Source organism: Mesorhizobium yinganensis, from assembly GCF_040081985.1.
Classification (GTDB): Bacteria; Pseudomonadota; Alphaproteobacteria; order Rhizobiales; family Rhizobiaceae; genus Kumtagia; species Kumtagia yinganensis.
The window spans coordinates 256,288-269,518 of sequence record NZ_JBEBMH010000004.1; the positions used below are offsets into that span (position 1 = coordinate 256,288).

A 13,231-nucleotide genomic window follows, 5' to 3' on the forward strand; every position below is an offset into this window, starting at 1 on the left:
CGACACGGCTACTCCTCCGCCTTCGGGATCATGACTTCCACCCGGCGGTTCTTTGCGCGGCCCTCGGGTGTCTTGTTGTCGGCGATCGGCTCGTCCTCGCCCTTGCCTTCGACGCTCACACGTGCCGGATCGGACAGTTTCGGGCCAACGATCTTCTCCACCGCCTTGGCGCGCGCCACGGAGAGGTCGAAATTCGACTTGAAGGCGCTCGAGGCCTTGGGTTTCACATTGTCGGTGTGGCCGATGACGTGGATCGGCCCCGGCTCCTTGTCCAGCGCGCCGGCGATCCGCTCGGCAATGGGTTCAAACTCCTTGCGGACGTCGGCCCGCCCAGAAGCGAACAGCAGCAGGTTGTTGACCTGCACCACGATCTTGTCGCCGACCGGTTCGACCGCCAGGCCGCCTGCCGCAATGTCGTCCTTGAGGGCGGCGCGGATGCGCTCGAGTTGCGTGCTCGTCACAGGCAGGTCCGGCATCGGTTGGAAGGCCGCGCGCTCGATCGTCACCGGTTCGGTCGGATTGAGGGCAACCAGCCGCGCCGCCAACGCGTCGCCATCGGCGCTGATGATGAAGCGCAGCAGGAAGTAGATGCCGACGAGGCCCGCTCCCACCACGCCGGCAATCACCCAGAGCGGGATCGCCGCGCCGGTGTCGCGCAACAGCTTCACCATGCCCTGCCAGCGCGGCGAGATATCGTCGTCGCTGCGGGTGCGCAGGCTGCGCAGCGTCTGGTAGACGTCGCGCCGCCAGCGCTGCAATTGCACATCGCCGCCCGCCGCGCCGCGATACTGGCCCTCGAAGCCGAGCGCCAGGCAGGCATGCATCAATTCGAGCAGATTGTAACGCGGCGCAGGGTTGGCGAGGATCTTCTTCAGTTCCTCGAAGAAACCGACGCCGGAGGTGCGCACCTGGAAAAACTGCGCCAGCATCGAATATTGCATCCAGACGTGGCGGTCGGTGCCGGGCAGGTTCTGGACGATGTCGTCGGCCGTGCCGCAGAGCGCGTATTTGGCGACCATCACGTCCTCGGGCGGCGCGCCCGCCTCGCCGGCCTTCTTCTCGAAGTCGCGGATCTCCTGCGCGACATGGTTCATCAGCGGCACGGCCTGCATGTCGACGATCATCAAGCGCAGGCGGCCGAGCAGGATGAGCAGGGGTGCGGCGGCCGCGGTCAGCGGGTTCGACGCGGCATATTCGCCGCCGTCGCGGGCATTGAGCGCCACCTCCAGAGGGATTTTTTCACGCGGCGCGGATGGGGCCTGCTGCTCCGCCGGGCCGGGAAAGAACACGCTGCCGCGGCCGGTTTGCATCCAGTCGTCGCTGCCGGGCATGCCGTAGCGCGCGGCGTCGTTCTGCTGCGGCATCGGCGAATAGGGCTGGGGCGCCGGATAGGACGGACGGGCGGGGATTCCCCAGGCGGACGCTGGCGCATTGTAGGCCGGCGGTTGAGGCGACGGGGTTCCGAAAGGTGATTGCGAGGGCTGAGCGCCTAAAGGCTGCTGCGGCGCCCCAGGCGCCGGCACGCCGGCTACCGTGCCGGCAGGGGGCGCGCCGCCGGCATCGGCCTGCCCTGGGGTCGGACGCACCCTCCCCGCCGGGTTCGGCCGAATGACCGTCTTCCCACCCGAGCCGAAGGGGTCGTCCTTGCTGCTCATCTCCGCTCTTCCACGATCGCCCACAGGTCGAGCACGAGGCCCGGCCAGTCGCCGGCGAAATGCAGGCCCATGCCACTCGCCACGCTGAATTCGGGCCACAGCGCCGACGACTTGTCGAGGTAGAAATAGACGTGATCCGAAACCGCGCGGATCTGGCGCGGCGGCGTCGGCATATGCACCAGTTCGATGCCGGGCAGATGCGTCTGCACGATCTCGTTCATCTTGGTGTTGGGGCCGACCTTGCAGAGCGCGGGGAATTGCTGCTGCACCTGAGACAGCGGCCGGCTGGCCGCCACCTCGATGACGAAGGTGGCGTTGCGGAACAGTGCCCGGTCAGGCACCGTGGCGACGAAGGCGTTCGGGGCCTTCTCGACGAGGTTGAGACGGATGGCGCGGCCGATGTCGAGGCTGAGCAAACGCTGGATGTCCGACAGCACCGGCTCAAACACGGTGTCCAGCGAATCCTGGTCATAATCGGCATATTCGGGGGCCAGCCGTTTCGGCGAAAATGTCCACAACTCTCCGGAAATGCGCAGCAGTTCCTTGTAGAGTTCGACCGGATGGATGAACTGCGAAGCGCGCATGTGCTTCACCACGTTGATCTCGCGATTCAGCATCTGCAGCATGAAATAGTCGAAGGTCTGCAGGCCGCCGCCCGAACTTGGATCGGCCGCATAACGCGAAAGCGTCTCCAGTTTCGTGTCCATCCAGCCGATCACCCGGTCAATCCAGCCGGCCACCACCGGATGCGCCTGCGTGGCGATCACCGGCGGCGCGAAGGTCTCGTCAAAGATGATCGTCTTGTCGCGCACCTCAAGGATGCGCGCGACGCGCAGGCAGTTGGCGCCGGGCTTCGGCGTCTTGCGGACTTCGAAGCTGGCACGCGGATGGGCGACCTCGATCTCCTGTTCGACATGCATTCCGGACGAAGAGTCTATCACCGTCTCCAGGTCGCGGACATAGCGGCTGCCGGAGGTTCCCTCCGCCATGTCGACTTCGCGGCCATTGACCACCGCCGCGGGAAGGACCAGCCAGACGACCTGCTTGTCGACGCCGGCCGGCACGTCGATGGGGGCGGGCAGCGGACTGGAGCCAGGCATGTCGAATGGCGTGCCGTCCTGGAATATGCCGCTGGCGCGCCTCAGCGCGAACTTGTTCTGCTGGGCGAGATCGCGGTCGATCTCGATCTGCGCGAATCCCCAGGGATAGGCACCCAGTTGCCGGACACGGTTTTCGAGCAGCCGCTCAAAGTAACGGTCGTTCTGCTGGAAATGATGCTGGCGAAGAAACAGCCCTTCCGACCACGCTACCTTGCTGTACCATGACATCTTAGCGGTCGGTCTCCGGTGGCCTTGTCATCGGCAAGGTATCGTCTGCTTTTGCAAACGAATGCTAAAGCAATGCGCCTGCAATGAAAACCGTTCTTCACGGCCCATCCCGAACCGGCTGACCAGCGCGCTGCCGAAGCCTGAAACCAATCCCGCCATCGTGTCGCCCGCAACGCAACGGACAAAGCCAAACCCTGCCGCATCGGAACGCAGCATTATGGCGGAAATTGCATGCCTCAAAGCCTGGCGAAGCCCGCCGAGAACCCGTTCAGCGAGAGTTGAAGGATGATTTCGTTACCGGCGAATGCCGTGACGGCGACGTTGAGTAACTTGCCCTGTTTCATCGCGTTGATGAACGTGTCCTTCAGCGCGATGATCGCGTAGCTGCCCTTCTGGTCGGCGGTGACGATCGGAAAATTCTGCCTTGCCGCCTCGTCGATCCAGATGTCGACGCCCTTGGACAGATTGAGCCCGTGCGGCAGGCCGAGATTGAGCAGCGGCTTGCCGTCATTGTTGGTCACCACCGCCGTCAAGACGCGCTGGCCCTTGTCCTTCATGATGAGGGTCTGGGTCAGCGTGCACGCCAGCTTGGCTTGGTTGGCCTCCCCCGAACAACTGATCGTCCAGGTCGGCGCGGGCGGCGTTGCGACCTCCTGCGCGAGCGACGGCTGCACGGCGAGGAGCCCTGTCGCGCATCCAGCCAGCAAAACCGTTCGCGCGGCGGTGAGCCGCCCGCGAGACCCTCGCGTGGACATGGTCAGAACCTCGCCTTCAGTCCGATCTTGCCAGCATAGGTGCTGCTGTCCTCGGAGAATTTGCCGCGAACTTCCGCACTCATCGTCGTGATCTTCGATATCTGATAGTTGAAGCCGCCCGCGATGGCAGCGGAGAAGTCGGCGTCGTCAAAATCGAACTCGACATCCTGAACGCTGCTCTCGTTGCGGTAAGCGAAGCGCTGCTGCAGGTCGAGCCGGAGATAGGGGCTGAACACCTTGCCGTTTTCGAGCGGATAAAGACCGAAGATGCCGGGCTCGAATTTGATCGCGCCGAACGAGATGTTGGACTTGCCGAAATTGACGCCCTGGCTGTCCTCGAAGGAATCGCCCTGGAAGGCGACGCCCAGCAGACCGCCGCGCAGGTCGAAGCGCAGGTTCTCGTCGATCTGGTAAACATGGCCGATGCTTCCGGTCACCGCCACGCCCGCGGTATCGTAGCTGCCGGTCGAGTTCAGCACGCCGTTGTTGAGGTCGGTGTTGCCGAAGAAACCGGTCGCCGAGACCAGCCCATAGGTGGTGCCGGTTCGGTAGAGGCCGTAGCCGCCGACCATCCAGCTTCTGTTCTCGCCGTCGCCGACATCGGCGAAAAGGTTGGTGGAATCGAGATCGACCGACGAGGTCGTGTAGCCGCCGAAGAGGCCGACATCCAGACCGATCGACTTGTCGAGCCCGAAATACTCTGCCGCATTGAGCTCGACGCTGGCGGCAATCGAGAAATCGTCGGCCGTGAAGGACGGACCGTTCACGCCGGAGAAGCCGCCGCCCGTGATGCTGAAGCCGTCATGGTTGACACGCGCCGCCTGGCCCGAAGCATAGATGCCGAAGCTTGGTGCCGCGTCGGCGCGGTTGCCGCTGACCAACAGGTTGAAATTCGTCAAAACGCTGTCGTTCAAAATGTCGTAGACGGCCGAGGTGACCGTCTCGAGCGGCTGCGAATCGACCGCGACACGCGGCAGCAGCGGCGCGGATGGGTCGACCGGCGAAACCAGCAGATAGAGCCCGCCATCGGCGCCGGTGATCACGTCATAGGTAAACAGATCGCTCGGCGTCGACGGTATTCCGTCGACGGTGAAGAAGGGCGAGGCTGTACCGCCGGTCGGCGCGGTCTCGCCGGCCACCGGAGCGATGGCGATAACGCTCGATATCGCGAGTTGCGGCGTGCCCAGAAGGTTGACGAAAGCCGTGTTGGCGCCCGCGGCCGTGAAAGTGCCCGCGGCATTGATCAAGTCCGACACGCCCTGTTGCGCATTGACGTCGATGGCGATGGTCGCGCCGTCAAGGGCGATGTCGCCGACGTTGAAGACGTCCGTGGGATCGCCGTTGGCCATGTCGATGGTGGCGTCGTTCACAATCAAGCGGCCGGCACCACCTGCCTGTGAATTCAGGTTGACCTGGCCCGAGACGAACACCGTCGAACCGGTCAGCACCGACAGCGCGTCGATCTGCTGGGTGCCTTCGTTGAACGCCAATGTCGAAGCACCGCCCACCGTCAGCCTTTCGAACCCGGCGAAGTTCTGGCTCTGCCCGCCGCCTGCAAGATTGGTGCCCGTGATGGTCCCGACCGCATCTGTCCCGGAGAACAGGACACCGTCGCGCAGCGTTAGGTCGTCCGCATCTATGACAAGCGTGTTGCCAGACAGGCCGGTTATGTCGCCGCGGATTGTCCCGCCGTTCAGCGTTACGGTTTCCGCCTGGATGCCGCCGTCGATGGTGCCGGCCGAAACGGTGACGGAATCCTCGCCGCCGCCGCCGACGATCGAACCTGCGATCGTGCCGCCGCCCACTGTCATCACGTCCGTACCGGCACCGAGATTAACCGAGCCGCCGATCGAACCACCTGCAACCTGCACATTATCGTTGCCGGCCCCGGCATCGACAGTCCCAGCAATATCCGCCGTGCCGGCTATGCTGATAGCGTCATTGCCGGCCCCGCCATTGGCCGAGCCGTTGACCGTGCCGCCGGCAAACGCCATTTCGTCGTCGCCCGCGCCGCCATCGACGTCCCCGGCGATCGTTCCAGCATTGACCGCAACGACATCCGCATCGTCGCCAAGATCGACCGCTCCGCCGATCGTGCCGCCCGCTATCGTCACCCGATCGATGCCAGCCCCGCCGACGACATCGCCGCCGATATCCGCGGTGCCGGCAACGTCGATCGTGTCGTCGCCGTCCTCGCCAAGCACCGAACCGCCCACCGAACCTGCGACCGCGATCTGGTCGCTGCCAGCGCCACCTGCCACCGATTGATCGATGGTCCCGCCGGCCAGCACGGAGATGCCGTCATTGCCGGCCCCGCCATTCGCCGAACCGTTGACCGTTCCTCCCGCGAACGCCATCTCGTCATCGCCCGCGCCGCCATCGACGTCCCCGGCGATCGTTCCAGCATTGACCGCAACGACATCCGCATCGTCGCCAAGATCGACCGCTCCGCCGATCGTGCCGCCCGCTATCGTCACCCGATCGATGCCAGCCCCGCCGACGACATCGCCGCCGATATCCGCGGTGCCGGCAACATCGATCGTGTCGTCGCCGTCCTCGCCAAGCACCGAACCGCCCACCGAACCGGCCACCGCGATCTGGTCGCTGCCGGCGCCGCCTGCCACCGATTGATCGATGGTCCCGCCGGCCAGAACGGAGATGCCATCATTGCCGGCCCCGCCATTCGCCGAGCCGTTGACGGTCCCGCCCGCGAACGACATCTCGTCATCGCCAGCGCCGCCATCGACATCTCCACCGATCGTGCCCGCGTTGACCGCCACGACGTCCGCGTCGTCGCCAAGGTCGACCGCTCCGCCGATCGTGCCGCCGTCGATCGTTACATTGTCGATGCCAGCCCCGCCAACGACATCGCCGCCGATGTTCGCAGTGCCGGCAACGTCGATCGTGTCGTCGCCGTCTTCGCCAAGCACAGAAGCGCCGACAGAACCGGCAACCGCGATCTGGTCGCTGCCAGCGCCACCAGCCACCGACTGATCGATGGTCCCGCCGGCCAGAACGGAGATGCCGTCGTTCCCAGCCCCGCCGATCGCCGAGCCATTTACGGTGCCACCGGCAAACGACATCTCGTCGTCGCCCGCACCGCCATCAACGTTTCCGGCGATCGTTCCCGCATTGACCGCGACGACATCCGCATCGTCGCCAAGGTCCACCGCGCCGCCGATCGCGCCGCCGTCAACCGTCACCGTATCGATGCCAGCCCCGCCGACGACATCGCCGCCAATATTCGCGGTATCGGCGACGTCGATGGTGTCGTCGCCGTCTTCGCCGGCCACAGAAGCGCCGACAGAACCGGCAACCGCGATCTGGTCGCTGCCAGCGCCACCAGCCACCGACTGGCCGATAGTCCCGCCGGCCAGAACGGAGATGCCGTCATTGCCGGCCCCGCCAATCGCCGAGCCATTTACGGTGCCGCCGGCAAACGACATCTCGTCGTCGCCCGCGCCGCCATCGACGTTTCCGCCGATCGTTCCAGCATTGACCGCGACGACATCCGCATCGTCGCCAAGGTCCACCGCGCCGCCGATCGCGCCGCCGTCAACCGTCACCGTATCGATGCCAGCCCCGCCGGCGACATCGCCGCCAATATTCGCGGTATCGGCGACGTCGATGGCGTCATCACCGCCTTCGCCCAGCACCGAGCCGCCCACCGAACCGGCGACCGCAATCTCATCATTGCCGTCGCCGCCAGCCACCGACTGATCGATGGTCCCGCCGGCCAGAACGGAGATGCCGTCATTGCCGGCCCCGCCAATCGCCGAGCCATTTACGGTGCCTCCGGCAAACGTCATCTCGTCGTCGCCCGCGCCGCCATCAACGTTTCCGGCGATCGTTCCCGCATTGACCGCGACGACATCCGCATCGTCGCCAAGGTCCACCGCGCCGCCGATCGCGCCGCCGTCAACCGTCACCGTATCGATGCCAGCCCCGCCGGCGACATCGCCGCCAATATTCGCGGTATCGGCAACGTCGATGGCGTCATCACCGCCTTCGCCCAGCACCGAGCCGCCCACCGAACCGGCGACCGCAATCTCATCATTGCCGTCGCCGCCAGCCACCGACTGATCGATGGTCCCGCCGGCCAGAACGGAGATGCCGTCATTGCCGGCCCCGCCAATCGCCGAGCCATTTACGGTGCCTCCGGCAAACGACATCTCGTCGTCGCCCGCGCCGCCATCGACGTCGCCAGCGATCGTTCCAGCATTGACCGCAACGACATCAGCATCGTCGCCGAGGTCGATCGCACCGCCGACCGCGCCGCCGTCAACCGTCACAGAATCGATGCCAGCCCCGCCCGCGACATCGCCGCCGATGTTCGCGCTGCCTGCAATGTCGATGGTGTCATCACCGTCGCCCGCGAGAACGGAACCACCGGTAACGCCACCTGAGATATCGAAGACATCGGAGCCTGCGGCGCCGTCGACATCGCCGGCGATAGTCCCCCCCGTCATGGCGTATTGGTCGTCACCATCCCCCAGTCCGACGGAGACGGTCGTTCCCACAGCCGTTCCGACGCTGGCGCCCCCGGACATGCTGACGGCGTCGTTGCCGCCGCCCGTTTCGACAGACCCGCTAACCGATCTGGCCGAAACCGCTACGGAATCGTCCCCCTGCGCTCCAGTGGCGTCGTCCGTCAGGACCGATCCACCGATCGCACCACCGTCGACCACGACGACATCGTCGCCGGCGCCGCCGCCGACATCGCCGACGACCGTCCCGCCGGAAAATGTCATCGTGTCGTTGCCGTCATTGGCGTAGACGAATTGCTGGACCGTTCCGGCCGTCATGGCGACGGTGTCGTCGCCTGCGCCGAGATCGACGAATGTGCCGATCGCCCCGCCGCGAATGGTCACCGCGTCGTCGCCATCCTCGGCCGTCACATGACCGAGGATGTTGGCGGTGCCGGAGACGTCGATCGTATCGTTGCCGGCGCCGCCGCCCACAAAGGTGCCGACCTGGCCGCCGGAGAGGGCAAGCACGTCATTGCCCGCGCCGGCGCTGACGGCGCCGTCCAGCGTGCCGCCGGTCATGGTGAAACTGTCGTCGCCATCTTCCAGGCCGACGGAATCTAGGCCGCCCGGTCCGCCGGCGATCCCGATCTGCGCGGTGCCGGAAACCGAGACGGTATCGTTACCGCCGCCGGCGAAAATTGAACCGCCGATGCTCCCCCCGGAGACGGCGATAGTGTCATTGCCTTGGACCGGGGCAGCTCCGTCACCGAATACCGATCCAGTGACCGTCCCGCCAGTCATCGCGATGCCGTCATTGCCGGCACCTCCGTCGACAAATCCGTCGATCGTGCCGCCGGTGATCGTGAGGGCGTCGTAGCCATCACCCAATTGCAGGAAGCCCCCAACTGAACCGCCAGCAACCGTCACAGTGTCGATGCCAGTGCCGGCATCGACACCGAAATCGACAACACCACCGCTATTGACCGTAATCGCGTCGCGGCCGTCGCCGCCGAGCACAGCGCCGTGTACGGTTCCGTCGGCATTGACGGTTTGGCTGCCATCGGGGCTGGTTAGCGAGCCCGCACCGATCAAGAAGACGTCGCTACCTGCCCCCAGATCGACATTCGCCGGCGCCGCGGCGGTGCCGACAACGCCACCCAGCACACTTACCTGATCGCCGGCATCTCCGCCGTCGATGCCGGCTTCGACGACACCGCCAACGCCAATCGCGATGGCGTCGGAACCCGCACCGCCCTGCACAGCGCCGTGAACCACGCCGTCGGCCAGGACAAAACCTCCATCGCCGTTATCGACGAAGGCGCCTTCGGCCGAAAAAATGTCGTCGCCGCTGCCAAGAACCACATCGGCCGCGGCAGTCGCGGTACCAACCGTCCCGCCCGACACGCTTACCGTATCGATACCGTTGCCAGCGTCGATGCCGCCTTCGACCGTCCCGCCAACAACCACCGAAATCGTGTCGCGGCCATCGCCGCCCAGAACGGCTCCATGAACGATGCCGTCGGCATCGAGCGTCTCGGATCCATCCGGATTGGATATGGTGCCGGCGCCGACGACGAATTCGTCGCTGCCGAGACCGAGATCGACATCCGCCGGCGCCGCGGCGGAACCAACGACGCCGCCCAGAACGGCTACGTCGTCGTCGCCGGCGCCCGCGGCGATGCCGCCCGTGACTGTCGTGCCGACGCCGATGGTAATGTCGTCCGCACCGTCACCGCCCAAAACGGCACCGTTGATGAGGCTTTCCGACAGGAATGTTCCGCCCTCTCCAGCGACAAGCGAACCGCTCGCCGTGAAGAGATCGTTGCCCGCGCCGAGGTCGATGTTCGCCGGAGCCGCGGCGGTGCCGACAACGCCGCCAAGAATGTTCACCTCATCCGCGCCGTCACCGGCAAGGATCGTGCCGGATACGGTGCCGCCGGTCATCGTGAGTAGGTCGGCGCCGATGCCGGCGTCGATGCCACCCACCACGTCGCCGCCCGAAATCGTGATCTCGTCGTTGCCGCGGAGCGTCGAGAACACGACATCGTTCGGGTCGAGCGTATAGGTGACGCCGTCGCTGTCGGTCGTGGTCAGCACCGGCGGCAAGGGATTGGCGTCGCTGATCGTGCCGCCGTCGATCGTAATGATATCCGCGGCCTGGCCACCGTAATCCAAATTATTATCCGTCTCTCCATCGAAGAAGACGGCATCGAAGCTGGTCAGGAAGAGGTCCGCCCCATCGCCCGGCGCACAATTGACAGCCACGGACGTCACCGAATATCCGGTGACGGGATCGCCGACGATGGTGGGCGTGGCGGTGCAGGCCAGCGCCTCCGGGGCGGACAGGATGCCGGCCGCCAGTATGGCAGCCGTCGAAACCCCCGCCAGGCGCGCCGCTCTCGATCTGTCCCTCATCAAACCCCCTCGCCCCGCCGCGAAATCAGATCACGTCGCGAGCGCTCGTCAATGACACGACAGGAGCCCTCATTCTCCCGGCACAAAATCCCACCAACAATTGGTAGTCCGCTCAGCGGCATTCCGCAACGGAATCCGGCGGTCCTCTATGCCGACGGTTCACGCGTGTGATTCGAATGCAACAATAAGACCATCAATCCATGCCGCTGGTTAATGCTCTATTTCCGAAAACCTCTCCCCATTGTGCCGGATTTGGCGTCGACCTTCGCAATTTCTGGTCCGGAGATTGATATTATCGCCGCCCATCATAAAATGGCCCTGTTCGCGCGGCCTGAATTGACGTGCATACTGCACGCAGTTTGAGTTCAACCCATGCGGCCTCCACGGCTGCATAAAGGAACGGTCGAGACATGACGCCTTTGCTGCGCCTCGCCAGAACCGTCATTCTGTTGGCAATGACGCTGCTCGGCCCCGCGGCGATGGCGGCTACGGAGGCTGACAACGCGCAGGACCAGCGCGGGCGCCTGGCCATCGTCATCGGCAATTCCAACTACCAAAGCGCCCGCTACGAAGATCTTGCCAACGCCGCCAACGACGCGACGCGCCTATCCGAAGCCCTGAAGCGCCTGAATTTCGAGGTGGCGACCGGCATCGACATGACCTCGGTCCAACTCAACGACTTGTTCCGGAGCTATGAACCGAAGCTCAACAGCTACAGCGCGGTTCTGATCTTCTATGCCGGTCACGGCGTTCAGTTCAACGGCGAGAATTACCTGCTTCCCGTTGATACGCTCGACCCCGAAAGCGTCGCCAAGCTCACCGAGCGAGCCGTCAAGCTCAACGACGTTATCGCCCGGTTCACCAGCCGCGACCGGCAGACATTCATCTTCCTCGACGCCTGCAGAAACAATCCGATGGGATCGCGCGACCCCAGCGCCGGCAACGGTCTGGCGCAGATCGAGGCCGGTGAAAACACCTTCGTCGCCTTCGCCACCGAGCCGGGCAAGGTGACCGTGGACGGCACGGGTTCGAACAGCCCATTCACCACCGCCCTTCTGCAAAACCTCGAAATCCCTGGCCTCAGCATCTCCGACATGATGATTAGGGTGCGCAACGAGACGGAGCAGCTTACGGTCGGCAACCAGGTTCCGTGGGATCAATCGAACCTGCGCGAGCAGTTCTATTTCACCGAACAGCAGGTGATCGATTCACAGCAGCTGAGCGCCACGCTGAACCGCATCCTCGAAGTGCCGAGCATGAAGGAGAAGCTGCTGGTGCAACTGGCTTCCGCCGACAGCGACCTGCAAAGCGCGGTTTTGCTGCTCGGCAAGGAACTGCCCAGCAGCACGCGCTCAGTCGAGGTCGGCACCGACGGCCAGCAGGTCGCCAGCCTTGAACTGGGCGGCACGCGCAAGACCGTCACATCCGACATCGAATCGCTGCTGGTCCTGGGAAAATCTCAGGATGGCGAGGACAAGGCGCCCGGCTTCGACCTCAACCACCGCATCCAGACAGAGCTTTCGCGCGTCGGCTGCTATCGCCAGACCATTGACGGTGTGTGGGGGCCAGGCTCACGCAAGGCGCTCGGCGAGTATCTGCAACGGACGAAACAGAACCGGGACGTGCTGGAGCCGAATGTCGACGTGCTCGGCGACCTATTCCTTCGTTCCGGCCGCATCTGCCGCGAGCCGGCGCCGGCCAAGCCCGTCAAGACCGCGACTATGGAATCGACTGGAAAATCGAAGGCAAAGACGACTGGTCAGGCTAGCGGACGCAAGCAGAAAACCTCCGGCGGTACGGCACGCAGCAGGCCAGCCGCCCCACCGCCGGACATCGGCGCGGGCATCGGCATCGGCGGCGTGTTCTGAGAACTGGCGCCGCGTCAAGCGCGCAACTCATTGCGATTTCAAAGGGTTGCCGGAAAATGCGCGGCGAGAATCGGTCAATGCACTGACGCTGATCCCTTGCGGGCTTGCCGCGATGGTATTTTCGGGCGTTTCGGGGTGATGGTGCGGTCGCAAGCCATGCCACGAGCGTGACACCCCCAAACCTTCCTACCCTATACCCCAAGCAAGGGCCCTACGACCCGCCGATCGCCGGTGTCCGTCCGAGACTATGGTGGGCGCCGCGAAGAATGCGCCGCGGACGATGCAGCCGTGCACGCCGGCGGGCCGGGACATCGCGAAAACCGATGATGCCTCAGCCGCTCCATCCTGAGCGCCAGTAGACCGCTCCCATCGGCGCAGACTTGGATGTTGTCACAACGGGACCACAGGATGTTCGCTGCCGAATTGTGACGTTCAAATGCGACCGCGGCCAGAACTTCAAAGGTAGCACTGGCCGCCTATCTCGCGGCCTGAGGGTTGGTGCTCAGCCCCAGCCGCCCGGGCCGTCACCATCACCGCCGCCTCCTCCGCCACCGCCTCCGCCGCCGGAGCCTCCACTACCACCGCCACCGGAGCCTCCATTGCCACCGCCGCCAGAGCCGCCGCGGCCGCCTCCGCCCATTCCACCGCCCCCGCCTCCACGCTCGCGCGGCGGCGCGTCCTGGACGGGTTGGGCGGACGGCACTCGGCGGACCACGCGCTTGCGCGCAGGCCCCGCCGTGG

7 protein-coding genes are annotated in these 13,231 nt (G+C 65.0%); 1 reads left to right on the top strand and 6 read right to left on the bottom strand.

The genetic code is table 11. From position 1 onward, the window contains the following. Positions 1–8: 8 nt before the first annotated feature. The 5 genes from tssL to ABMA59_RS11330 are packed head-to-tail and all read right to left on the bottom strand — an operon-like array spanning position 9 to position 10,622. The gene (gene tssL, locus ABMA59_RS11310; protein WP_349005447.1) at positions 9–1,655 is read right to left on the bottom strand and encodes a type VI secretion system protein TssL, long form; all 1,647 of its coding nucleotides are present in this window, start codon (positions 1,653–1,655) and stop codon (positions 9–11) included. Further along, positions 1,652–2,983, bottom strand: coding sequence for a type VI secretion system baseplate subunit TssK (gene tssK, locus ABMA59_RS11315; protein WP_349005448.1), 1,332 nt, complete (start codon positions 2,981–2,983; stop codon positions 1,652–1,654). The genes tssL and tssK overlap by 4 nt, the downstream gene beginning before the upstream one ends. A 27-nt stretch (positions 2,984–3,010) precedes the next feature. Continuing rightward, entirely contained in the window at positions 3,011–3,199 is a 189-nt protein-coding gene (locus ABMA59_RS11320) for a hypothetical protein (protein ID WP_349005449.1), read from the bottom strand. A 20-nt stretch (positions 3,200–3,219) separates the two neighbouring features. Then, positions 3,220–3,738: an invasion associated locus B family protein gene (locus ABMA59_RS11325; protein ID WP_349005450.1), complete on the bottom strand. Its 519-nt coding sequence runs from the start codon at positions 3,736–3,738 to the stop codon at positions 3,220–3,222. 2 nt (positions 3,739–3,740) lie between these two features. Continuing rightward, positions 3,741–10,622: a hypothetical protein gene (locus ABMA59_RS11330; RefSeq protein ID WP_349005451.1), complete on the bottom strand. Its 6,882-nt coding sequence runs from the start codon at positions 10,620–10,622 to the stop codon at positions 3,741–3,743. Positions 10,623–11,032: 410 nt separating this feature from the next. Between ABMA59_RS11330 and ABMA59_RS11335 the strand changes: the two genes are divergently transcribed. Further along, positions 11,033–12,490 (top strand): caspase family protein, encoded by a 1,458-nt coding sequence (locus ABMA59_RS11335; RefSeq protein ID WP_349005452.1) that lies wholly within the window; start codon positions 11,033–11,035, stop codon positions 12,488–12,490. Between the two features lie 456 nt (positions 12,491–12,946). Here the strand turns inward: ABMA59_RS11335 and ABMA59_RS11340 are convergent, their stop codons facing one another. Further along, the gene (locus ABMA59_RS11340) at positions 12,947–13,135 is read right to left on the bottom strand and encodes a hypothetical protein (RefSeq protein ID WP_349005453.1); all 189 of its coding nucleotides are present in this window, start codon (positions 13,133–13,135) and stop codon (positions 12,947–12,949) included. Between the last annotated feature and the right edge of the window lie 96 nt (positions 13,136–13,231).